Source organism: Martelella sp. K41-7 (assembly GCF_055808365.1).
In genome coordinates this window covers 1,537,893-1,561,969 of record NZ_CM147867.1, presented here as the reverse complement: position 1 = coordinate 1,561,969, position 24,077 = coordinate 1,537,893, and the positions used below count along the sequence as shown (strand labels likewise).

At 58.2% G+C, this 24,077-nt stretch carries 17 protein-coding genes, 1 tRNA gene and 4 pseudogenes; 7 read left to right on the top strand and 15 right to left on the bottom strand.

Annotated features, from left to right (window positions below):
• The first annotated feature begins 5 nt into the window (after positions 1 to 5).
• Genes AC0L7L_RS07390 through AC0L7L_RS07380 form a run of 3 tightly spaced genes read left to right on the top strand, consistent with a single transcriptional unit; the run spans position 6 to position 3,374 of the window.
• The gene (locus tag AC0L7L_RS07390; RefSeq protein WP_272211177.1) at positions 6 to 1,367 is read left to right on the top strand and encodes an NAD(P)/FAD-dependent oxidoreductase; all 1,362 of its coding nucleotides are present in this window, start codon (positions 6 to 8) and stop codon (positions 1,365 to 1,367) included.
• Complete coding sequence (locus AC0L7L_RS07385; protein WP_473513123.1) at positions 1,364 to 2,173, top strand: DUF1365 domain-containing protein; 810 nt, start codon at positions 1,364 to 1,366, stop codon at positions 2,171 to 2,173. The genes AC0L7L_RS07390 and AC0L7L_RS07385 overlap by 4 nt, the downstream gene beginning before the upstream one ends.
• Positions 2,157 to 3,374, top strand: a complete 1,218-nt coding sequence (locus AC0L7L_RS07380; protein ID WP_473513121.1) for a class I SAM-dependent methyltransferase — start codon at positions 2,157 to 2,159, stop codon at positions 3,372 to 3,374. The genes AC0L7L_RS07385 and AC0L7L_RS07380 overlap by 17 nt, the downstream gene beginning before the upstream one ends.
• Positions 3,375 to 3,376: 2 nt before the next feature.
• On the opposite strand, the gene AC0L7L_RS07375 is transcribed toward AC0L7L_RS07380, so the two are convergent.
• From AC0L7L_RS07375 to AC0L7L_RS07320, 12 genes and pseudogenes are all read right to left on the bottom strand, one after another.
• Entirely contained in the window at positions 3,377 to 3,928 is a 552-nt protein-coding gene (locus AC0L7L_RS07375) for a hypothetical protein (RefSeq protein ID WP_272211174.1), read from the bottom strand.
• Positions 3,929 to 3,954: 26 nt separating this feature from the next.
• Complete coding sequence (locus tag AC0L7L_RS07370; protein ID WP_473513118.1) at positions 3,955 to 4,758, bottom strand: DUF1295 domain-containing protein; 804 nt, start codon at positions 4,756 to 4,758, stop codon at positions 3,955 to 3,957.
• A 70-nt stretch (positions 4,759 to 4,828) separates the two neighbouring features.
• The gene (locus AC0L7L_RS07365; RefSeq protein ID WP_272211171.1) at positions 4,829 to 5,683 is read right to left on the bottom strand and encodes an ABC transporter permease; all 855 of its coding nucleotides are present in this window, start codon (positions 5,681 to 5,683) and stop codon (positions 4,829 to 4,831) included.
• A gap of 10 nt (positions 5,684 to 5,693) precedes the next feature.
• Positions 5,694 to 7,343 (bottom strand): ABC transporter permease, encoded by a 1,650-nt coding sequence (locus AC0L7L_RS07360; protein WP_473513114.1) that lies wholly within the window; start codon positions 7,341 to 7,343, stop codon positions 5,694 to 5,696.
• Positions 7,344 to 7,465: 122 nt separating this feature from the next.
• Positions 7,466 to 8,566: an extracellular solute-binding protein gene (locus tag AC0L7L_RS07355; protein ID WP_473513112.1), complete on the bottom strand. Its 1,101-nt coding sequence runs from the start codon at positions 8,564 to 8,566 to the stop codon at positions 7,466 to 7,468.
• Between the two features lie 90 nt (positions 8,567 to 8,656).
• Positions 8,657 to 9,751, bottom strand: coding sequence for an ABC transporter ATP-binding protein (locus tag AC0L7L_RS07350; protein WP_473513109.1), 1,095 nt, complete (start codon positions 9,749 to 9,751; stop codon positions 8,657 to 8,659).
• 301 nt (positions 9,752 to 10,052) lie between these two features.
• Positions 10,053 to 10,879, bottom strand: a pseudogene (locus tag AC0L7L_RS07345) (MBL fold metallo-hydrolase).
• A gap of 2 nt (positions 10,880 to 10,881) precedes the next feature.
• Positions 10,882 to 11,661, bottom strand: coding sequence for a TatD family hydrolase (locus AC0L7L_RS07340; protein WP_272211167.1), 780 nt, complete (start codon positions 11,659 to 11,661; stop codon positions 10,882 to 10,884).
• A gap of 6 nt (positions 11,662 to 11,667) precedes the next feature.
• Positions 11,668 to 13,212 carry a methionine--tRNA ligase gene (gene metG / locus AC0L7L_RS07335; RefSeq protein ID WP_473513105.1) on the bottom strand — a complete coding sequence of 515 codons (1,545 nt, stop codon included), beginning with the start codon at positions 13,210 to 13,212 and terminating at the stop codon, positions 11,668 to 11,670.
• 163 nt (positions 13,213 to 13,375) lie between these two features.
• Positions 13,376 to 14,422: a DNA polymerase III subunit delta' gene (locus tag AC0L7L_RS07330; protein WP_473513103.1), complete on the bottom strand. Its 1,047-nt coding sequence runs from the start codon at positions 14,420 to 14,422 to the stop codon at positions 13,376 to 13,378.
• A complete protein-coding gene (gene tmk, locus AC0L7L_RS07325; protein WP_473513100.1) occupies positions 14,415 to 15,077 on the bottom strand; it encodes a dTMP kinase in 663 nt (220 codons plus the stop codon). The genes AC0L7L_RS07330 and tmk overlap by 8 nt, the downstream gene beginning before the upstream one ends.
• Positions 15,078 to 15,233: 156 nt before the next feature.
• The gene (locus AC0L7L_RS07320) at positions 15,234 to 16,115 is read right to left on the bottom strand and encodes a septal ring lytic transglycosylase RlpA family protein (protein ID WP_272211162.1); all 882 of its coding nucleotides are present in this window, start codon (positions 16,113 to 16,115) and stop codon (positions 15,234 to 15,236) included.
• 307 nt (positions 16,116 to 16,422) lie between these two features.
• On the opposite strand from AC0L7L_RS07320, the gene AC0L7L_RS07315 reads away from it, so the two are divergent.
• A tRNA-Ser gene (locus AC0L7L_RS07315) sits at positions 16,423 to 16,512 on the top strand.
• A gap of 124 nt (positions 16,513 to 16,636) precedes the next feature.
• Here AC0L7L_RS07315 and AC0L7L_RS07310 read toward each other — a convergent pair.
• Complete coding sequence (locus AC0L7L_RS07310; protein WP_272211160.1) at positions 16,637 to 17,383, bottom strand: hypothetical protein; 747 nt, start codon at positions 17,381 to 17,383, stop codon at positions 16,637 to 16,639.
• A gap of 503 nt (positions 17,384 to 17,886) precedes the next feature.
• Between AC0L7L_RS07310 and AC0L7L_RS07305 the strand changes: the two genes are divergently transcribed.
• The 3 genes and pseudogenes from AC0L7L_RS07305 (at position 17,887) to istB (ending at position 20,758) form a co-directional block, all read left to right on the top strand.
• On the top strand, positions 17,887 to 18,348 hold the full coding sequence (locus tag AC0L7L_RS07305; RefSeq protein WP_473513097.1) for a hypothetical protein: 462 nt from the start codon (positions 17,887 to 17,889) through the stop codon (positions 18,346 to 18,348).
• Between the two features lie 58 nt (positions 18,349 to 18,406).
• A pseudogene (istA, locus tag AC0L7L_RS07300) lies at positions 18,407 to 20,001 on the top strand (IS21 family transposase).
• Positions 19,998 to 20,758: pseudogene (istB, locus tag AC0L7L_RS07295) on the top strand (IS21-like element helper ATPase IstB). The pseudogenes istA and istB overlap by 4 nt, the downstream one beginning before the upstream one ends.
• Before the next feature lie 602 nt (positions 20,759 to 21,360).
• Here istB and AC0L7L_RS07290 read toward each other — a convergent pair.
• Both AC0L7L_RS07290 and AC0L7L_RS07285 read right to left on the bottom strand, forming a co-directional pair.
• Positions 21,361 to 22,341 (bottom strand): ExeA family protein, encoded by a 981-nt coding sequence (locus AC0L7L_RS07290; protein ID WP_473513095.1) that lies wholly within the window; start codon positions 22,339 to 22,341, stop codon positions 21,361 to 21,363.
• Positions 22,338 to 23,990 (bottom strand): annotated as a pseudogene (locus tag AC0L7L_RS07285) (transposase family protein). The gene AC0L7L_RS07290 and the pseudogene AC0L7L_RS07285 overlap by 4 nt, the downstream one beginning before the upstream one ends.
• Positions 23,991 to 24,077: the final 87 nt, after the last annotated feature.

Here is a 24,077-nt window from a genome sequence, read left to right as displayed (position 1 = left end):
CGTACATGCATCACAAGCTGGACAAGGCTCACAAGAAAATCCGCGCAGATCGAAAGATTGCCGTCATAGGTTCCGGCATTTCAGGCCTTTCGGCCGCATGGCTGTTGAGCAAATCCTCCAATGTCACGCTATTCGAAGCGGACAGCCGCCCCGGTGGACACTCGAACACCGCAGATGCCGTCATCAATGGCGAGAATATTGCAGTCGATACCGGCTTCATCGTCTATAATGAGCGCAATTATCCCAATCTGACGGCCATGTTTTCGCATCTCGGTGTGGCGACCGACGAATCTGATATGTCGTTTGCGGCTTCGCTGAATAATGGCGCGTTCGAATATGGTGGCAACAACATCGCAACCCTTCTCGCCCAGAAGTCGAACGTCCTGCGCTTCAGCTTCTGGCGGATGGTCTATGATATCTTCCGGTTCTATCGGGAGGCGCCGGCAGCGGCGAAAGACATGATGGGGATGGAACTGACGCTTGGCGACTATCTGGACAGCAAGGGCTATTCCAGACGGTTTGTTGAAGACCACATCCTGCCGATGGGTGCGGCGATATGGTCGACAACAGCTGACCAGATGCGTGCCTATCCGTTGGCAGCGTTCACGCGATTTTTCGAAAGCCACGGATTGCTGACCCTCGTCGACCGCCCGCAATGGCGCACGGTTTCCGGCGGCAGCCGCTCCTATGTCACGCGCATGCTAAAGGACATCAACGGCGAAATCCGTCTTGCAACGCCGGTGCGGCAGATCCACCGCCTGGAAGACCGCGTGCGTTTGACGCTGGATCATGGTGAACAACAGGAGTTTGACGCCGTGGTTGTCGCAACCCATGGCGATCAGGCGCTGGGTATGCTGGCAGATGCAGACGAGAACGAAGAGCGGCTTCTTTCTGCCTTTCGCTACACCACAAATGAGGCCTATCTGCACAGCGACGAACGGCAGATGCCGAAACGCCGCAAGGTCTGGTCGAGCTGGAATTATCTGGAGCGGAAGGGGCCGGACGAGATTTCTCTGTGCGTCACCTACTGGATGAACCGGCTGCAGAATATCGACGAGCGCTATCCGCTGTTTGTAACGCTCAACCCGGCCGAACCGATCCGTAACGACATGGTTCACGCCCGCTACACCTATACCCACCCTCTGTTTGACCGAAACGCAATCGACGCCCAGCGCGACCTCTGGCAAATCCAGGGCCGTGGCAATGTCTGGTATTGCGGCGCGCATTTCGGCAGCGGTTTCCATGAGGACGGCTTGCAGTCCGGCCTTGCCGTGGCGGAAGCGCTCGGCGGGATCAAACGGCCTTGGTCGGTAGAAAACGAGTCGGGACGCATCCACCTGGAGCCAGCTCTGGCAGCCGCGGAATGACATCATTTTCCGCCATATACAGAGGCGACGTCATCCACCGCCGGCATCGGCCAAAAGTCCACCGGCTTCACTACCGCGTGTTCTCGCTACTGGTCGACCTTGACGAACTTCCAGTACTCGGCCGCCGCCTGAAACTCTTTGGCCACAACCGGTTTTCGTTATTCAGCGTTCATGACCGCGACCATGGCAAGCTTGCCCTTGGTGACCTGAAGTCCTGGGCGCTCGAAGAGCTTTCCAACGCAGGCATTGACGAAGCGGTCGCGCGGGTGGAAATGCTCTGCTACCCACGCATCCTCGGCTATGTCTTCAATCCGCTGACGGTTTACTTCTGCTACCGCGCGGATGGCACGCTTGTCGCGATCCTCTATGAGGTCTGCAACACCTTCAAGGAGCGCATGACCTATGTGATCCCCGTTGTTGATGATACCCGCCCCGTTCGGCAGACTGCGGAAAAACAGCTCTATGTCTCGCCGTTCATCCCGATGGAGTGCGAATATCATTTTTCGATCGCACCGCCAGGCGGAACGGTATCCGTACGCATCAACGAAAAAGACAGCGAAGGCCCCCTGCTGTTTGCTGCCTTCAACGGAAGACGTCACGAGCTCAGCGACCGGTCTCTTCTCTCCGCCTTTTTTGCCTATCCGTTGATGACGTTAAAAATCATTGCGGGCATTCACCTGGAAGCGGTACGGTTACTGATGAAGGGAATACCGGTATTCAAACACCGGCCATCCGCATTGCGCATTCAAAGCGTGGTCGCGGACGGCAAGCCGCGAAGAGACAGGCCAGATGAACGCAACGCATGACGGATACGCCCCCCACAAAAACCTCAAACTCTGGCAGAAGCCCATCGCCGGCATGGCGAGCCGGATCAACACAGGTTCACTGACGCTGCGCTTTCCGCACGGACGCGTCACCAGGGTTACCGGAAGAAACGAGGGTCCGGCGGCCGAGATCAAACTCAACAACCCGCGTCCGCTCTACCGCCTCCTCAGTGAAGGCGATCTCGGGTTTGCGCGCTCCTATATTGACGGCGACTGGGACACTCCGGACCTCGCTGCCGTCATCGATCTGGCGCTCGTCAACGAGGAAGAATTTTCGAAACTCTTGTCCTCGTCCTATCTGTTTACCCAGATGTCGCGGTTCCGACATCGCCTGCGCGCCAATACCAAGACCGGCAGTCGCCGCAACATCGCCTTCCATTACGACCTCGGCAATGCGTTTTACAAGCTCTGGCTGGATGAAACGATGACCTATTCAAGCGCACTCTACGAGGGTCGCGAACGGTCTCTCCCGGAAGCCCAGACAGCGAAATACGACCGGATTCTCGCCTGCCTCCAGATCGGTCCGGAAGATCGTATTCTTGAAATCGGCTGCGGCTGGGGCGGTTTTGCAGAACATGCCGCAGCAACCACGGGCTGCCATGTCACCGGGCTTACGCTATCACAGGAGCAAGCGAAATTTGCCCGCAAACGGCTCGCTGACAAGGGGCTTTCCGCGAAGACCGATATCCGGATCGAGGATTACCGCGATTGCCACGGTACATTTGACAAGATTGTCTCGATCGAAATGTTCGAGGCGGTCGGGGAGGAAAACTGGCCGGTGTTCTTTGATACGGTCAATGCACGGCTGACGCCGGGCGGCACGGCGGTAATCCAGTCGATCGCCATCGAGCACCATCGTCTCGATGACTACCGCAACAATCCGGATTTCATCCAGCATTACATCTTCCCCGGAGGCATGCTGCCGTCTGTTGAAACATTCCGCAAAGGTGCTGCGAGTGCCGGTCTGGCCGTAAAAGACCTGTTTGCATTCGGCAAGGATTACGCCCGGACGCTTCTGGAATGGGAGGAGCGTTTTCTCGCCGAATGGGAAACGATCCGGCCACTCGGGTTTGACGACCGGTTCCGGCGGATGTGGCAGTATTATCTCAACTACTGCGCCTCCGGGTTCAACGCCGGCCGGATCGACGTTGCTCAGTTTCACCTGCATAAACCGGCAGCCTGACGCTAAACGTCCCGCAGCGGTCTGGGGAAACGCAGCATCATGAACGCTGCCAACGCTGCTGCGCCGGTGATGTTCAGATAGGCGATATTTTGCATGTCACCGGGTGCGACCGCCATCAGCGGTCCGCCGATCCGGCCTTCAAGCGCGACGAACAGGACGAAGATCGCCGCAATCAGCCCCCGCGATAACCAAACCTCCGTGCGGTAGAACACAAGCCCCGCCAGCATGATGCAGGCAAACAGAAAGGCCAGCGTGTTGCTCTCGTCGCCGAGAATGAACGCTATCACCAGTGTATCGGCGAGCCCGACGAGCACCATGCCGAGGCGGGCCGCAAGGCTTCGCCCGCGGCGCGACAGGTACCAAACCACAAGATAGAGCGGCATCGTCAGCGCAGCCATGAGCGAGAGACGAAAGGCGCTTTCTGCCAGAAACCAGATGTAGACCGGATAGACCGGCTTGTTGAGCGCAAGCACCAGAGCACATGCGCCCGCCGCACCGCAAAGCGGATCGTCACGATGCAGCGCCTCGGTTTCGCGGTTGTTGATTTCTGACATAAGCATGTCCGCTCATTCACATGTATTTATTGACTTGTTTTCTGTTGGGGAAACCAGGGGAAGAATGCATTCACCCTGCTTTTATAGGCCGTAAATGCCTCTCCGCGCGATGCCTCCATATGCTTTTCGAGATAGGGAATGCCCGAGACATGGTTGAGCAGCCAGTACATCATCACCGGAGCCAGAAGCGACACGACAAAGGGGAAGGCCGCCTGAAACCCTGATAGCGCCAGAAGCGGCCAGGCGCACCACCACGACCACTCGAAGAAATAGTTGGGATGGCGGGAATAGCCCCACAGCCCGATGTCGCAAACCGTCTTGCCCTCAGGACTTCTGCGCTTGAACTGGGACAGCTGCCAGTCGGCCGTGCCCTCACCGGCAATTGCAATCAACGCAACGACAAGCGCGAGCCCATCAAGTATCCCCGGAAAGGGCGCGGGGTTGAGAATGGCGGCGTAGATCGAAAGCGTGAGAATGAATGCAGCAAAGGCCTGGATCAGCAGGAACCAGAGAAGCCGCGGCCCGGCACTGTCTCCCCACTCCTCGATCAGGGCCGCATAGCGTGGGTCATCCTTCTTGCCGGCGCTGCGGGTGGCGATATGGCCAGCCAGTCTGAGCGCCCACAGGCCGACAAGGATACCGGCGAGCCATTTGCGGGCAGGATTGCCGTCGACAGAGAAGACAATGACGGACAGACCCGCCAGCCCCGTTATCGCAGCCCAGATCGTATCGATCCAGCCGCTGTTGCCGGTCAGTCTCTGGACAGCCCATGCTCCGGACATGCCAAGGCAAAGACCGATGAAAACAAAAATCAGCAGCGATATAGACAAGTCGCCCTCCGTGAGAATGTGGTTTACACATCTCTACGGAGGGCGTGAAAGGACGGATCGTTTTTAGGTGTCAGCCCGGTGTCAGACCGCGCTGTTTTTCTGAACGGCGGCGCATCAGCTCCAGCACCGTCAGTAGGATCACCGACAGCGTCACAAGGATCGAGGCGACAGCAAGGATCGTTGGTGAAATCTGCTCGCGCAATCCGGTAAACATCTGCCATGGCAGCGTCTTTTGCGAGGCCGAACCAACGAACAGCACAACAACCACCTCATCGAACGAAGTGATAAAAGCGAACAGCGCGCCAGAAATCACACCGGGCAGGATCAGCGGCATCTGCACCTTGAAGAAAGTAGTGACCGGATTGGCACCAAGGCTCGCGGCGGCCCGCTCCAGCGACTGGTCGAAGCCGACCAGTGTTGCCGTCACGGTGATGATCACGAATGGTGTGCCAAGCACGGCATGTGCCAGCACAACGCCCCAGTAGGTGCCCTGAATGCCGATGCGCGAATAGAAGAAATACATGCCGGCGGCCGAAATGATCAGCGGCACGATCATCGGTGAAATCAAGATCGCCATGATGGCGCCACGATACGGCACGTGACTTTGCGACAGTCCGATCGCTGCTAGCGTGCCGAAGCTTGTGGCCAGCAGCGTAGCGGCCGGCGCGATCATCACCGAGTTTCTGAGCGCCTGCTGCCAGTCCGGGTTGGTGAAGAAGTCATGATAATGCTTGAAGGAATAGCCGGCGGGATCAAACGCCAGCATTTCCGGCGTGAAGGTGAAGAAGTCTGTTGCATTGAAGCTCAGCGGAATGATGACCATGATCGGAAAGATCAGGAAGAAGAAGATCAGTCCGCAGATCACCCGGAAGCCATAATACCAGACCCGCTGGGGCGTCGTCATATAGGGCGGCAGTTGGGCCATGGTCGGTCTCCTATCCGAGTTTCACGTTGTCGATGCCGATGACCTTGTCGTAGATGACAAAGCAGAGCATCACCACCAGCAGAAGCAGGGTGCCGAGCGCGGCAGCCAGGCCCCAGTTCAGGGAACTCGAGATGTGGTAGGCGATCCGGTTCGAGATGAAGATACCGGAGGTACCGCCGACAAGTTCGGGCGTGATGTAGTAGCCGATCGACAGGATGAAGACCAGAACAGCACCCGCGCCGATCCCCGGCACAGACTGCGGGAAATAAATCCGCCAGAACGCCGTCCAGTCGGTCGCCCCAAGGCTCTTGGCCGCGCGCACATAAGTCGGTGAAATCGTCTTCATCACCGAATAGAGCGGCAGGATCATGAACGGCAGCAGAATATGGGTCATGGCAATGACCGTGCCTGTCGCGTTGTTGATCAGCGCAAGTCGCCCGTCATCCGACACAAGCCCGATGAACACCAGCATATCGTTGATGACACCCTGTTGCTGCAGCAGAACCTTCCAGGCCGAGGTGCGCACCAGAAGCGATGTCCAGAATGGCAGAAGCACGAGGATCATCAGCAGGTTCGCGGACCTCAGCGGCAGATGCGACAGCAGGAATGCCACAGGATAGCCAAGCAGCAGGCACGAGCACGTGATCACGACACTCAAAATCAGTGTACGCATGAACAGCAGCAGATAGATGCGCTGCCCCTCAGGCACCATCTCGATACCATCCGCGGTTCGCTGGGCATCAAGCGCCGCCAGATAATAGCCGTCGGTGTAGCGGCCGGAATAACGATCAAGCGTTTGCCAGACCGCGAGCGAGCCCCAGTCCTCATCGGCATCGATGAACTCCTCACGCGCGGTGAGCGCTTCGAAACTCGGGACCGCCTCGGCCGCCGTCAGCAGCAACTCAGCCATCGCGCCAGAATAGGATGAAGCAGCATCCGGATTTTCGATCAGATCATCATAAAGCGCAGCGTAGACCGGATTCCAGGGTTCTTCTTGCGTCGGGCTGTCACCGTCTTCTGTCCGGATGACGTCAGCGAAACCGCTGTAAATATCGGCCGTGCGCGGCAGTGCCTGTTTCGCGGCCTCGGAAAGCACGAAAGCGGGCTGGGGCACCGCATCATCGCCAGCGGCTGCCCATTTGGACTGCGCAGCGACCCAGTCTTCAGATGCCATCAGGGAGACCCATGTGGCGGGCTCGACCCAGGCTTCATTCAGATTTTCGAATTGCTCAGTAAAGATCTCGCCGAAATCATCGACCCTGCGTCCGGTCTTGCGGAACAGGCTCGACATCCCGGTCATTTCGTAGTTCAGCCGTGAACCAAGGCGCGTATGCCGCTTGCGCTCGGCCGCGATCACAAGATCATCGCGCAGTGCGGAAAACACAACATCGCTGGGTATTTCGCCAGAGCTCTCATCCCAACTTTCAAGCACCGTGACCGTGCGTGGCAGCGTCTCGGGTACAATCTCGTTCTGCACCGAGCGAAACAACATATCGACGATCGGCGCGGCGAAGGAAATCAGCACAAACAGCAGGAGCGGCGCAATGAGAAGGAGCGCGCGCATCTTCTGGCGTCTCAGCGCTTTGGCCAGGCTAGCCTTCAGCGGCTTGCCGTCGGAGGTCGTCAGCTTCTCCGCCGTGTTGGTGGTCGTGTCGCTCATGTTCCCCGCTTCTTTCTGGTTCGGCCTTCGGCATTCGCTGTCGGCCATCTGTCGCGACCGTTCAACATTTGCGGTGCGGAAGGGCCGACCGGCCCTTCCGCGTGTCTGATCGAAGTCAGAGCTTACTGTACCAGCCAGGCCTGGAACTTGGCGTCCAGGTCATCGCGGTAGTCAGCCCACCATTCGTAGTTATAGACAAACACGTTCTTGGAGTTTTCCGGAGCGGTCGGCATGTGCGGGCCCATGTCAACGCCGAGTTCGGCATGCTTTCCGACGAGCGGAGCCGAGGAGTTACGCGCCGGGCCGTATGAGATGTATGCGGCCTGGTCGGCCAGGCGCTGCGTATCGGTCGCGTACTTCACGAAATCCTTGACCATGGCGAGGCGGTCTTCCGGAAGACCTGCGGGAATGATCCAGCCGTCAAGGTCGAACACCTGGGCATCCCAGAGCATTTTAAAGGGCTGGTTTTCTTCAACAATCGCGGAGAACCAACGGCCATTATAGGAAGAGCCCATCACGATTTCACCGTCAGCCAGAAGCTGCGGCGGCTCAGCAGCGGCCGACCACCAGATCACGTCATCCTTGATGGTGTCGAGCTTGGCAAAAGCGCGGTCCTGGCCTTCTTCAGTTTCCAGAACGTCGTAGACATCTTCCTTGGCAACCCCGTCGCAGATCAAAGCCCATTCAACATTGTTGATCGGGCGCTTTTCAAGAGCGCGCTTGCCCGGATAGGTTTCGGTGTCGAACATTGCGCAGATAGATTCCGGCGCCGGCGCACCTTCCGGCAGAAGATCCGGACGGTAAGCAGCGGTTGTTGAATAAACGATCTGCGGAATGAAGCAGTCCGAAACGATCAGGTCGCCGAAATCTTCCGATGCCGGTGTGCCATCCGGCGCCGGAGCGAGCATTTCGTCGGGATCGTATTCCATGGCGAGGCCTTCGTCGCAAAGACGCATGGCATCAGCGGCAACAACATCGACCAGATCCCATGTGACATTGCCGGCCTCGTTCATGGCTCTGAGCTTGGCAACGGCCTCATTCGACGATTCGTCCCAGACAACTTCGATATCCGGGTTCATTTCCATATAGGGATCCGTGTAGGCGCTCTTCTGAGAAGCCTGGTACGCGCCGCCCCACGAGACGATGGTCATTTCTTCGGCGTAGGCCGCCGTCGATGTGGCAAGCGATGCCGCCAGTGCCAGAATAATAGACTTGGTTTTCATAGTCTTTCTTCCCCTTCTTCGAGATAATTCTGCGGGCCTCAATGCCCGCATCTTGAGAGAACCGCCGGTCACAGGACCAGCGGACGCTACTTACGCGACAGGATCAAGCGCCTTGCAGTCGGCGGCGGTAAACCCGATCGCCTGCTGCTTGCCTTGGTGCAAATCCCAGCGCTCGCCGCGATTTCTAACCTTGACGACGAACTCGTTGTTTCCGCACACATTCATGCGCACGCGGATGTGGTCGCCAAGATAGATCAGTTCCTCGATCGTGCCGGTAATGGTGTTGGCATGATCATCCGTGGGAACGATTTCGACACGCTCTGGACGGAGCGAAATAGTGGTGCGGTCGCCGACCTTGTCGACATTCACCTTGTCGGCAACGATCATGGTGCCGTCATCGAGCTTGACCGCGCATTCATCGCCGCGAACCTCGGTAACCGTCCCGCTGAGCTTATTGTTCTCGCCGATAAACTGGGCGACGAACGAGTTCTGAGGGTTTTCGTAAAGCGCGGATGGTTCCGAAAGCTGCTGCACGATACCGTCGTTGAACACTGCGACGCGGTCCGACATGGTCAACGCCTCGGTCTGGTCATGCGTCACGTAAACGAAGGTCACGCCGAGGTTGTCGTGGATGTGCTTGATCTCGTACTGCATCTGCTCGCGCAGCTGCTTGTCGAGCGCGCCGAGAGGTTCATCCATCAGCACCAGTTCCGGGTCAAACACCAGCGCGCGGGCCACGGCCACACGCTGCTGCTGGCCGCCGGAAAGCTGCGCAGGACGCCGGCTTCCGAAATCTCCGAGCTGGACCATGTCGAGCGCACGCTTGACCTTTTCCTCCTGCTCGGCCTTGCCGATGTTGCGCAACTGCAGCGGAAACGCGAGATTTTCAGCCACCGACATATGCGGAAACAGCGCGTAATTCTGGAACACCATGCCGATTCCGCGCTTGTGCGGCGGTACGTTGTTAATCGGCCTTTCGTTGAGATAGATCTCACCGTAAGTGGCCGGTTCGAACCCGGCCAACATCATCAGGCAGGTGGTTTTCCCTGAACCTGACGGGCCGAGCATGGTCAGAAATTCGCCCGGCGGAATATCCAGATTTAATTTTTTAACAACGAGGCTTTCGCCATCATAACTTTTTTGAACACTATCGTACTTAACCGAAGCACCCCGGTTTTCAGCCATTTTGTCCCCTTATTATTTTGGACCTCGCGGGCCGCATTCTTGTGCGCGCCTTCTCAAATGATCCGGCTTCATACTGCAATTCGCGCTGCCTAAATCAACCTCAAATTTAAATAACGGACAAAGAATGGGCAAAAATGATCGCAATTTCAACCGGGGTTTGATGATTTTATGGGGTTGACAGACTTTCGTCTGTATTGGCTTTTACTGCGAAAACAGATGTTTATGGCAGGAAATTCAAGCCGATCGACGATGCCGAACACACGGAATCCCGGCACCTCTCAGAAATTTCTATTAGGAAAATTCAGAGCGCCTCGTCGGCAATCAAGACCTCGACGCTCAACCCGTCATAGGCAGGTTCAACATAATCGGGGGTCTCTTTTGCAACCGTCTCATAGTCGAGAGGGATATGCATATGGGTCAGAATCGCCCTGCGCGCGCCGAGATAATCCACCCAGGACAAGGCCTGCCCCAGCGACAGGTGGCTCGGATGCGGGTGGTACTGCAGTGCGTCGATCACCAGAAGATCGAGATCGCGCAGCTTTTCGATGGCGGTGGCCGGAAAGTCGCTAACATCTGTGCAATAGGCAACATCGCCCAGCCGATAGCCGAGCGAAATAATATCGCCATGCTGCTGGCGGTGCGGCATGAACCGCATCATTCCGCCGGGTCCATCGATGATAACCGGCTTTTCGAAATCGGCAATGACATTGGCCTGTGCAATCGGAGGATAGGCACTGCCCTTCGGTGTTTCGAGACAATAGGCAAAGCCTTCGAGCATCCGCGCCATCGTCTGCTCGTCAGCATAAACGGGAATCCGCTGACGCTGAGCGTGAAAATAACCGCGAAGGTCGTCAATGCCGTGAATATGGTCGGCATGAGCGTGGGTGAACAGCACTGCATCAATACGGCCTACGCCTTCGCGCACCATTTGCTCACGAAAATCAGGCCCGGTGTCGATCACCACCGTCGTCGCGCCGCCGTCGGGAGCAAACTGCTCCACCAACAGTGCCGTGCGTGTGCGCCGATTCTTCGGGTTTTGCGGGTCGCAAGCCCCCAGTCTCCGGTGATGCGCGGCACACCGGGCGATGACGAACAGCCGAGAATGGTGAAACGGCGGCGGTAGACCAAGGTCAGACCCGCGTCATCTTTGAGAAGCAACGAAAGGCGTTTTCTGTGGTCGTATCAGCTATCTCAGCCTCGCTTATGCCCTTGACCTCAGCCAGAACGCGGGCCGTGTTGACCACGTAGGATGGCTCATTGCGCTTGCCGCGAAACGGTGTCGGCGCCAGATAGGGCGCGTCGGTTTCCACCAGCAGGCGGTCCATGGGAACATCGGCGGCAATCGCCCGCAACTCGTCCGACTTCTTGAAGGTCAGGATACCTGAAAAGGAAACGTATCCGCCGAGCTCGACACCTGTGCGCGCCAGTGCCGCGCCGGAAGAGAAGCAATGCAGAATGAAGGGAAACGCGCCCTCGCCTGCCTCCTCACGCAGGATTGCGGCCATGTCATCATCGGCATCACGGCTGTGGATCACCAGTGGCAGACCGGTTTTGCGAGCGGCAGCAATATGGCGCCTGAGGCCCGTCTTCTGTGCCTCTGCCTTTTCCGGCTGGTAATGGTAGTCAAGCCCGGCCTCGCCGATCGCCACCACTTTGGGGTGATCACTCAGGCGAATGACGTCATCGGTGCTGATATCGAGTTCTTCATCAGCATTGGCCGGATGGGTTCCGACAGAGCAGAACACATTCTCATATTTTTCTGCGATTTCAACAACCTGATTGAACTTCTTCACCCGTGTTGAGATCGTCACCATCTGTGCAACGCCCGCCTCCTTCGCCCGCGTAACGAGATCGTCACGCTCGGCGTCGAAGTCGGGAAAATCGAGATGACAGTGCGTATCGATCAGCATGAGTTCCTATTCCTCAGGCGCGACATAGCGCGGAAAGACTGGGGACGGCTTTTCCTGCGGTGTGCCAGCCTTCAGCCGGCCAGCCTTACCCAAATGCTTAAAGTCGCGTTCTGTTTCCGGTATCGAAATCAGATCGAGCAGTTTTCCCGCAGAGGTCGGCATAGCCGGCTGCAACAGGATTGCCACTTGGCGCACCACCTCGGCCGTCACATAAAGCACGGTCGCCATGCGCTCCGGATCGGTTTTCCTTAAAGCCCAGGGCTCCTGCCCTGCAAAATAACGGTCGGCCTCCGAGACAAGCCCGATAATGGCCGCCATGGCGCGGTGGATCGCGAACTTCTCCATGGCGTCGCGGACAGTATCGATCGCCGCGTCAGCAGCGGCCAGCATCGTCTCGTCTTCGGCCGCCAACGGCCCGCATTCAGGGATCTGGCCGTCGCAGTTCTTGGCGATCATCGACAGCGACCGACTAGCGAGATTGCCGATACCGTTGGCAAGATCGGAATTGATGCGGATGCCAATCGCTTCATCGCTATAGCTGCCATCCTGACCGAACGAGACCTCACGCAGCAGGAAATAGCGGATCTGGTCGAGGCCGAAATGGTCGACAAGATTGAAGGGGTCGATGACATTGCCCACGGATTTCGACATCTTCTCCCCCTTGTTGAGGAGAAACCCGTGCGCATAGACCCGTTCCGGCAGCGGCACACCGGCGGACATCAGGAATGCCGGCCAGTAAACCGCATGGAAACGGATGATATCCTTGCCGATGATGTGTACGCCCGGCCAGTATGACCACAGCGGATCGCTCTCATCGGGGAAACCGAGCGCCGTGATATAGTTGGTCAGCGCGTCGACCCAGACATACATCACATGATCCGGGTTATCTGGAACCGGCACACCCCAGTCGAAGGTGGTGCGCGAGATCGAAAGATCCTTGAGGCCGGATTTCACGAATGAGACGACCTCATTGCGCCGTTCGGCCGGGCCGATGAAATCGGGATGCTGGTCAAAATATTCGAGCAGCTTGTCGCCATAGGCAGACAGCTTGAAGAAATAGCTTTCCTCCTCGACCCATTCGACCGGAGAACCGAGCGGCTCACGGCGCAGGCCATCCTCACCGACAGTCGTTTCGCTCTCGTCAAAATAGGCTTCCTGGCGCACCGAATACCAGCCGCCATATTTCCCGAGATAAATATCGCCATTGTCCTGCATGCGCTTCCAGAGCGCCTGTACAGCCTTGCGATGGCGCTCTTCCGTGGTGCGGATGAAATCGTCATTGGAACAATTCAGCTCAGCGAGCAGCCCGCGAAACACTGCCGAATTGCGATCCGCCAGTTCGATCGGCGCGATGCCTTCCTTTTCGGCGGTTTGCTGCATCTTCTGGCCATGCTCGTCGGTGCCGGACAGGAAACGCACATCCACGCCGTCCAGCCTGCGAAAGCGCGCAAGGGCATCGCTGGCAATCATGGTGTAGGCATGACCGATATGCGGTGCACCATTAGGATAGAAGATCGGCGTTGTAATGTAGTATTTGTCTTTATCGCTCATTCTACTGTCCGTGTGCATGGCTGTCGCGGCGCTGGCGGCGGGCCGCTCAGCAGGCTATCTTCGATGTCGGGGCAAGCCGGGTTCCGGTTAAGATCCGGCCCCGGGTGCTTGAAACCAGACCGGTCTTAACGCCACAGCCAAGGCGCATCAAGTCAAACCTGCATCAGCCCGCCACGGCTTGCAGGCCCAGTGCGGATCTCAGACGCGACAGCAGATCGAGGGTCAGTTGCCGGCGGTCGAGATTATAGGCCTCCGCCTCGATGACGTCCCCCGCTATCCGGGCAGACAGCAGCGCCAGTTTGTCGGCGACAACGAGGTCGCCGGAAAGCGCCGCGTTTCGGGCACGCGCCTTGATGTCTCCATCGATATGCCCAAGCAGGAAATTGAAAACCGTTTCGTTTTCTCGCTTGGCAAGTGCGTCGGCGAGCTTGTGCATCACAAGGCGCGCTGCAGCCGGTTCGCCCTTCAGTGCCGCGTCATAGGTATCTATGATCTCCAGTCCGCCATAGTTGAGAAGCTTCAGCGCCTCCGACACACTGCCATTGGCAAGAGACGCCATCCGCTGCGTATCCTGTTCGCCTGCCGAAACCCCGAGTGCAGACAGCGCCGCGGCCAGATCGTTGGCCGAAAGCGGTCGCAGCCGCAGCGGCAGGCAACGCGAACGTATGGTGGGCAAAAGCCGCCCCGGCGCATGCGACACCAGCAGGAACATCGCATTTTTCGGCGGCTCCTCCAGAATTTTGAGGATGGCATTGGCTGCGCTGCGGTTGAGGTCGTCGGCAGCATCAACGATCACAATCCGCCAGTTTCCCGTGCCTGAGGTCTGAGAGAGAAAATGCCCGGCCCGACGAACCTCTTCCACGGTGATCGCCGTTTTGAGTTTGCCGGTTTTCTGGTCGACAGGCCGTTTGAGATGCAGAAGATCATGGGAGGCACCGGCGATAATCTGACGTGTCAGCGGCGCGGCGTGGTCGGGCACAATCAGAGTATCGGGCGCGTGGGTCGCGTCGGGAAAATGCAGAATATGGTTGGCGAAGCGAAAGGCGAGCGTGGCCTTGCCGATCCCTTCGGCGCCTTCAAGAAGAACGGCGTGGTGGCCCTTACCGCTGCGATAGGACTGCGCAAGAAACTGCTCTGCCTCGCCGTGACCGAAGAGCTGCCGGTTCTGTGCGGGCTCAACCGCCCCATCCAGTAAAAGATCATCAGCCATCAGAACCGACCTTCAGTTGTCGCGCCCTCAGCGCGCCATCGACAGCGCGCCACACATCTGCCGCCACGTCTTCGGGCGTCCCGCCAGCGTCCAGCACCCTGCACCGCAGAGGCTCAGCTTCGGCGATCTTCAGAAAAGCGCGGCGACGAGCTTCGTGAATAGCCAGATCCTCTTTTTCAAACCGATCGGGTGCGCCCGCAAGCGCCGTCTCCGGCAACCGCTGGCGCGCACGCTGTAGCCCTTCCGGCGCCGGAAGGTCGAATATGAGGGTCAGATCAGGGACGATACCGTCGACCGCGACACGTTCGACTGTTGTAACAAATTCCGGCGAGAGCCCGCCCGAGACCCCCTGGTAGACCCGCGAGGAATCCATGAAACGGTCACAGAGAACAATACGGCCGCCCTCGAGCGCCGGCTTGATGACCTCTTCGACATGATCGTTCCGGGCGGCGGCGAAAAGTAAAACCTCCATACCGGCCCCGAACGGCTCCGCTGAACCGGAAAGAAGCACATTACGAACCGCTTCGGCGCCAGCCGACCCACCGGGTTCACGCGTGGTCAGGACATCATGCCCAAGTGCACTCAGCCGGGCGGCAAGCAGCCGGATCTGCGTTGACTTGCCAACACCCTCTCCGCCTTCAAAACTGATAAACATGCCTGTGTGCACCGCAACGCCTGCCTTCGGATAGTCTGATCTCCGAACGGTTTAGCGCACCCGCACCGAAATCGGAATCGATTTCCGCGCCCCCAAAGCGCGCCATGGCAAAATGCAGAGATTCGGACCGGGAAAAAAGCCCTGACGGGACAATGGCTACTTCTTGAACGGAATAGGCACTGCCGAAGACAGGTCACCACGATCAGCAAGGATGGAACTGGCAGCCTCAACTGCCGCCGTCTCCGACGCGTTGTCGACAAGAGCAAGCGCATGGCCGTCCGCCGCAACATTGGCGACCTTGGCAACGGAAGTGTTGTCAGAGCCGGCTTGCGGAACGGACTTCATCTTGGCGAGCGCCAGAAGCGTCGTGCCGGAGCCTTCCGCCTTCTCTTCCGTCTTGATCTGAGCGATCTGCACCTGGGCGTCACCCATGCGTGCCGGATCAACACCCGCTGGCAGAGCCGGCTTCGTCTCGTAAGATGCAAGGAGGTAATTCATATCGTCCGGAGACCGGGGCGCCGGACCAACGTAATCGACGCGCACATCCGCAACGCCTTCATGCGTCATGTCGAGCATCTCGGCCGCCTTCTTCGACAGGTCGATAATCCGTCCCGACACAAACGGTCCGCGATCGTTGACACGCACAATAACCGAGGAATCGTTTTTCAGATTGGTCACGCGGACATAGCTTGGCAAAGGCAAAGTCTTGTGTGCAGCCGAAAGGTGATTCATGTCATAGACTTCACCGTTGGCCGTCTGTCCACCGTTGAAATTAGGACCGTACCAGGAGGCAAGTCCCTCCTTGGAGTATTTCTCCACATGTTTGGGTGTGTACCATTTACCCCTCACCTTGTAGGGCTTTCCGACTTTCAGGTAGCCAAGACTTGCGGAGGTCGCGGTCTCCGTTCCGGCCGCCTCGACAGTTACGTTGGCATCGTCCTCGGTATTATCGGTTGCGTCGCCCGTTGTGGCGCACCCGCCCAACAGTGCTGTCACTGCAAGCATTGCCGCCGAAACAGGAAATCGGAATTCTTTCATGCCAGCAATTCTTCCATCTGTCTTGATCAGACCGCGGAACACTTTCCGCCGGATCACGCCATCTTGAAATTTGGATTCCGTCCCCTATCGCGGGACTTCATGGCTGCTTTAAGGCGCGTATCAAATTCAGCGCCCCCTTTCAACCCGAAATTGTTTTGTCCCGGCACCCGCCGTCTGGCGGATGCCGTTGCAATCATATTGCCACGGCAAAGGCAATCCGGCATTGACCGTTACAAGATTGCGATGATAAAGCCCGATCGCCGGATTGGAAACCACAGCATACCTTTTGAGGTATTCCAGCCGATGCGGAGGAGTGGCCGAGCGGTTTAAGGCACCGGTCTTGAAAACCGGCGTACGTGAAAGCGTACCGTGGGTTCGAATCCCACCTCCTCCGCCATTCAGCTATGTAGGTCCTTGTTTTATATTACTTATATTATAGAGTTCTGCCGCCGCCTGCCATCCTGCATGCCATTGTGGTGTGACGCGCGGTTCAGGAATTTTCGATGTAGTGACACACGATGTCAGTCGTTCTCACCTAATGCTTGCTCCTTCAAATCACTTAAGTTCTTAAATAAGCGATCTATGTCGAAGATAAGCGGATCGGATCGACCGCATTCTTTCAGCATTGATGCCGAGTTTTGTAGGCGTTCTGCTGCTGCAAGCACTCGGCGATGCCCGTCTGGATCATTGGATTCCCAGCCTTCAGTGATCCACTTCGGAACAGGCTTTTCACTGGCAAATCTATCCAAGTTTGAAGAAAAGCGGAGAAGGAGGCTGGTTTCATCAAGTTCGTCGTCTCTCCAATTTATCATTGTTGTCGATATGATTTTTGTCCCCTTTCGATGCTGGTTCAGTGTTTCCCGGTCGGCCTCGATTTGAGCCGCAAACTGGGCTAGGGCCGTGTTAAAGGCATGAAGCGCGTTTTGCTCCTTAAGATACGCCGTCTGCTGACCAACGTATTCGGCTTGCCTCCGGGCTTCCTCAGCTTGGCTCTCCATCACGTTGCGATTTAATTCAAACTCGCGCCGAGTGAGCTTGAGTTCAGCTCGCTGCTCTCGAAGTTCGTTCGACTGGATGAACACGGCGGCTATCAACCAAACGAAGGCCAGCGGCGCGAATGCGCCCGCGAGGAAGTCGCCCCAGCCTTCGGCTCGCTCTGGCCAACCCGTCGCAAGAATTATGAGGCCTTCAAGCACGAGTATCACAATTGTGGTGACGACCGCAGTTTTTAGGATCTTCGGTCGGTCGTCGGGTGACTTCTTTTCCATCTTTTACCCCTCGTCGCGCACAATGGTGCCGCTGCGTTCCCGCTTGACTGAGCCTCGCAGAAACAGCGATCCGTCTATTTGGCGGCAGAAACACAAACAAGGGCAGAGAGAAGGAAGCCCGGAATGCCGCGCAAAGATGAAATTGACTGCTCTACCATTGGTTTCTCGCGAGTATCACAACTACTACGTAACCTGTTGGCCTTGTAAACGGATAAACGTCCCTGTCGACGTCGGCCTTGTTCTCCCTCAAAAATCCACCTTGCGCCTGAAGCCAAGATGTTTGCGGTGCGGTCGCCGAGGCGAGTGGACCATTATTCCAAAGTGCACGGTGGCAATGCGCCCCCGGTTCTCCCGGACACGCAAATCGCTAGCGCACGATGATCTAACCGGACATAATGCATGTCGCAGATTTGCAGACTGTGTTGCATTGGTCAGGAAGCACGTACTGCTTCAAACCCTAGGCTATGCTAGCTTTGCATCTGCGCTGGGGGTGATTCTGCAGAATGGACATTGTCGGACAGATAAAAGCTGCGTTTGAGGCAGGCGCCAAGTTCCTCTGGGGCATTTTTCTCGCTGCAATCGTGGCAACATACCTCTACCATTTGAGGCCTGAATGGTTTTTCGGGCTGCCTCAATGGGCGATGCCTGTCGTTAGATTGGTGGCGACCATTTTCGGGGTGTTTGCGCTCGTATCAGCAGTGGAACCCATATGTTCGAGTTTGAAAAAACTTGGGCGGTTTCTGCTGACGCCCTTTAGAAAGAGGCGCATTCGGCGAGAGCTTCTGCGTGTCGGCATTTCTGAGCTATTTTTCATCTGCATCGCGCGGACGTCTCAAAATCGTTCTTTTCCGGCAAAACCAGATTCGGAGCATATTCTCGCGCTTGAGAGAAAAGGCCTTATTGAGAACGGCGGTGCAAAAGTCGGCCACGAAAGCGGCGGAATAATTCGTCCGCGGGCGGAGTAAAATCCGGCCACCTATCTTCCTTCTGCAATGAGCGCAGGAGGGACAGAGGATTTACACCGTGGATCTTTATCTGAAGGTTCGTCTGGCCGTCTCGGAAGGGATGAGCCGGCGTCAGGCAGCCAAACACTTCAACATATCCCGCGACAGCGTAGCGAAGATGCTGTCGTATTCGACGCCACCTGGCTATCAGCGACAATCACCAGTCCGGCGGCCGAAGCTGGACGCGTTCGTTTCGACGATCGACCACTGGTTGGATGAAGACAGACACGTGCCGCGCAAACAGCGCCATACGGCCAAGCGTGTTTTCGACCGGCTTTGTGATGAGTGCGGGTTCACCGGCGGCTATACGATTATCAAGGACTATATCCGGGAGCGGGAACAGCGCCGTCAGGAAGTGTTCGTGCCGCTTTCTCATCCGCCCGGCCATGCGCAGGCGGATTTCGGTGAGGCGACGGTGGTGATCGGCGGTGTCGAGCAGAAAGCCCGGTTCTTTGTGCTCGACCTTCCGCATAGCGACGGCTGCTACGTGCGGGCTTATCCGGCGGCGGTGGCCGAGGCCTGGATTGATGGCCACGTCCATGCGTTCGCCTTCTTCGGGGCCGTGCCGCAATCGATCGTCTATGACAATGATCGCTGCCTTGTGGCGAGGATCCTGCCTGACGGCACGCGTAAGCGGGCAACACTGTTCAGCGGGTTCCTGTCCCACTACCTGATCCGGGATCGCTATGGCCGGCCCGGAAAGGGCAATGACAAGGGTAACGTCGAGGGCCTTGTCGGTTATGCCCGGCGTAACTTCATGGTCCCCATCCCGCAGTTTGCGACCTGGGATGCGTTCAATGCCTTTCTGGAAGAACAGTGCCGGAAGCGCCAATGTGACAGGCTGCGCGGTGAGAGCGAGACGATCGGTGAACGGCTGCAGCGCGATCTGGCGGCTATGCGCCCCTTGCCGGCGTCGCCCTTCGATGCCTGCGATCAGGCCAGCGCCAGGGTGACGGCCCAGTCTCTCGTTCGCTACAAAACCCGCGCATCGGCCAGGAGATCGGGAACGATTTCCGTTCGGAACGATGCGCATATTCAAAGTGCCGGATCGTCGCGTGCGCAAAGAGCGCACGGCGATCCGGTGACTATTCCGTGCCTGTCGCCTACGGTCATCAGGACGTTTGGGTTCGAGGCTATGTCGACAAGGTGGTGATTGGTTGCCGCGGCGAGATCATCGCCCGCCATCCCAGGAGCTGGGATCGGGAAGATGTCATCTTCGACCCTGTTCATTACCTGCCGCTGATCGAACAGAAGATCAATGCGCTGGATCAGGCGGCCCCTCTGCAGGGCTGGGCTCTGCCGGAGGAGTTTGCGACACTGTGCCGGCTGATGGAAGGCCGCATGGCAAAGCATGGCCGGCGAGAATACGTGCAGGTTCTTCGTCTGCTGGAAAGCTTCGATATGGCTGACCTGCATGCGGCGATCAAGCAAGCCCTGCAACTCGGCGCGATTGGCTTCGACGCCGTCAAACATCTGATTCTTTGCCGGGTGGAGCGCCGGCCGCCGCGACTGGATCTGTCGATCTATCCCTACCTGCCGAGAGCAACCGTCGAGACGACATCGGCGAAGGCGTACATGGGCCTCTTGTCATCGGGGAAGGGAGAAGCGGCATGAGCACCGAAGCACCCGAGATTCTGCTTGCCCACGACCTCAAGACCCTGAAGCTGCCGACCTTCCAGCGGGAGTATCAGAAACTGGCCCGGCTTTGCGCCACCGAGGGCGTCGACCACATCGGGTACCTCAGCCGGCTTGCCGAGCGGGAAATGGTCGAACGGGATCGTCGTAAGGTCGAGCGGCGTATCAAGGCAGCCAAATTCCCGGTCGTCAAAAGCCTCGACAGTTTCGACTTTGCCGCCATCCCGAAGCTCAACAAGATGCAGGTGCTGGAGCTGGCCCGCTGCGAATGGATCGAGCGTCGCGAGAACGTCATCGCTCTCGGCCCCAGCGGAACCGGGAAGACGCACATAGCGCTCGCCCTCGGCCTTTCAGCCTGCCAGAAGGGCCTGTCCGTTGGCTTCACCACAGCCGCAGCCATGGTCTCAGCGAGATGATGGAAGCCCGTGACGAGCGGCGCCTCTTGCGTTTCCAGAAGCAGATGGCAGGGTACAAGTTGCTGATCATCGACGAACTCGGCTTCGTGCCGCTCTCCAAGACTGGCGCGGAACTGCTGTTCGAGTTGATCTCGCAACGTTATGAGCGGGGCGCCACCCTGATCACCAGCAATTTGCCCTTTGATGAATGGACCGAAATCATGGGATCCGAGCGCCTGACCGGCGCTCTGCTCGACCGCGTCACGCACCATGTCAACATTCTCGAAATGAATGGCGACAGCTATCGTCTCGCCCAAAGCCGTGCCCGAAAGGCCAGCTGAAACCCTTCAAAATCGCTACGCAGGTATGAGGCCCCCGCTCGGGCTACGCCCTCCCGCGGGCCTCATACCTGCGCCCGAGGTGGCCGACTTTTGCTCCGCCCCGTGGCCGGTTTTTACGCCGCCGTTGACAATGCGCGCCCCAACCCTCACGGAACGAACCTCTCTTCACCGTGAAAGGCTTGCGGATTTGATGATCGAACATGGCGTGGGAACGCGCGATTACCGGATGTTGAAGGTGCAGCGTCTTGACGAGGACTTTTTCAATGAAGACGGTTGATTGAGCTTTCTGATGCGTTTGGTCAGATAGGCAGCCCCCGCCGACCACCGCCACAATGCGGACACTTGCGTTGAAATATATCTGACCCGTTGGCGCCGTATCTTTCCTGGCATCTCGTGCACTGAAGAATGTATGCCTTCTGGTTGTAGTTGTAGGCGCTTGCAAACATAACGGCCTCTGCTTGCAAACATCGGCGATTTCTGCTCGGATTATCTGACAATGGAGAGCGTGATTTGCTCACGCTCTTTGCCAATGTGCTTGCCAACATCCTGCGCTGCTCGCAAACGACGGCCCGTGCTCACATTAACTGCCAGCGAGGGCATGATCAAACCGGCACGCCCGCCTGGCGCAGTTGCTCGGTCAGGTCGCGGGAGTGTTCGGGATCGAGGGTGCCGGCCAGGAAAGCGCGGATATCTGACGGCCGCGCGTTGAGATGCGTGACCAGAGCCGCTGCGTCGTAGCCATTGCGGGTCAATGTCGGCTCGAGATCGTCGATGGCGCGGGACAGCACCTGCTCGACGATTTCGGCGGTGACCGGTTTGGCGCCGAGACGAAAGCCCTGCTCGAATGCGAGGGTGAGATGCATTTCGATCTGGAGCGGTGTCCGCAGCCGGTCGGCGAGGAGGTCGATGGCTTCTTCCTCGAGGAGTTCACCAACCTTCACCCCTTCGGTCGCACAGGCGCCAAGCAGCCATGCGACATAGTCGCGACGCGCGGAACCGATCCCCTCGTAGTCGAATATGGTCGTTCGATACCCGATCTCCTCCATTTGCGGACGACGCAGATCATTGCGCAGACGGGGATGGCCGACAAGCAGCACGGAGAGGAGGATGCCTGCGTCGGCAACCACCTCCATCAGCCGTTTCAGGCCGGTTAGGGTCTTGTGGTGCAGGTCATGGGCCTCGTCGACCACCAGGACGATGGGCCGTTTGCCCTTTTTCATGATGTCACGCAGATCGCGCTCCCGGCGTTCGGCCTGTTTGGGGATCTTCACTTGCGCGCGATCGCCGGGCGACAAGTCGTAGAACAGGGCTTCAATGAGCGACGGCAGCGAAGTGCGCCGTTTGTCGACCGCCAGCGACTTGGCGAGCGCAACCTTGCCGGCCTTGGTGAGCTCGGCTTCGATGCGCCGCAGAAGGTGCGTTTTCCCCGAACCGACGAGGCCGGAGACCACGACAAGCCGGCCGGTCTGGACGGCCGCACACACCTCGCGAATGATGGTGCGCTGATGCTCGGTCTCGAAGTTGCCGGCCCCCTGGAAGGGTCGGTCGAGGCCGTAACTGGATTGAACGTCAGCGAGCATCATTCTTCCTTTCGTCGCGCCTGGAAGCGTTCGCGGATACGGGCCGCGATCATCTTTTTGTCGAGTGTTTCTGCGAGCAGTTCATCAATGAAGGCGCGATCGGTAGCATTCATCGCACCGATCGGCCGGCCGAGCTGGTCGGCAATCGCCCCACGAGCTGTGAGACCATTTGGATAAGCGGTCTCTATCACCGGCTCCGCAAACGGCGTTCTTCGGACGCTCAGCCCGGCCGCAGTTGCGGGCAACGAGGGCAATGGACGGTTCCCGCCGGTGACTGCGGCTCGGGGGAGCCCAAGCTGGTCTGCCAACCGCACTACCTTGTCGAGCCGTTCTTCGACCCGGCTCTTCTGGTATTTGCGATAACGAAAGAGGGGCACCGCCCCGCGCGAAGGCTGGAACGGTCCGAAGCGCTTGCCCTCGTGCTCGACGAACAGTTCCTGATCGAACAGGCCCCAAAGCAAGGTCACCGTTTCGCCGGCGAGTTCGGGCTCGACCTCATAGGATGCCCCCTCGATCGATACGGTCGCGTCTCCAGCAACCGTCCGTCGTTCCGGTTCGCGCGCAAAGGCGCAGAACCGCTCCCAAGAGCACATGGCCCGCACGCCGTCCGGGGGAAGATGCCGCAGCCAATCCTCAATGCGTGCATGGGATTCGGTGCGATGCTCGCCGTTATTGTAGGTGACCAAAGCGCGCCTGAACCACAGGTTGGCTTCCTCCTCGTCCTTCGGCCTGTGGAAATGATAGAGGGTTTCGTGCACTTCCTTGATTGTGCGAAACGGCCGCTCCACCTTGCCCTTCGCACGCGCCGGCGTGCGACGCTCGCTGTCCGACGGGGGCATATGCGTGAGAACCCGGACACCGAGACTGCCCATAACGGACTGGAAAACGCGCGAGCGGCTGACCGGCCCGTTATCCATGTGGATCGTCGTCGGAATACCCTAAAACGGTAGCTCCGGTTCGGGTTTGGCCGCGAACGCGTTGTAGAGAAACCGCAGCGCGGATTCGGCATCCTCGCCGTAGACACAACGATATTCCTGATAGGTCACGCCAGAACGGTCATCGACCACGGAAAACAGCATCAGGGTTGGTTTGCCGCGCCTCTCATCGACCCAAAGCGGTGCTTCCACCTGCTTCAGATCGGACGGGCTCATGTCGAAGTGCCACAGTTCGTTGGAGCGCTGCGCCTGGAAACGGACGGCAGCCACCGGCCGGGTGACGCGCTTATGGTCGAGCCCGCAGACACGCAGCAGCCGATCCATCGTTGCCCGTTTCAAGAGCCCGGGCGGCGCACGCACCAGGCCATCGGGTGTCTCAACGCCGTCTTCCTCAAGCAGCTTTATGGCCCGCGCCGTGGAAATGTGCCGCCCTTTCCGGTTCGCCGTTCTGATCTTCAGGGCGGCGATGATTTCGGCATAGGATTCCATTTCCGGCTGCGGAGCGATCCGGGAGGTTCCATGGTCGGCGCGTCTTACGGATTTGGGACGGTTCAACTCCCGCAGCGCCCGATACAGCGTCCAGATCGAAACGCCGTAGGCTTGCGCCGCGCGAGCGACTATCTCGGTGCGGCCGGGATCACGGGGAGAAAGCAGCGACAACCGGCGCCTGATGTCGACAAGTGCCTCGCCGGGCGGCCGCTTTCTCCGCTCAGCCATTGGCTTCCTCGGATTCTGTGACTTTGGGACCGCCCCCTTCTTGCCGATATGGCGATAGAGGGTTGCCACGGAAACCCCCATGCGCTG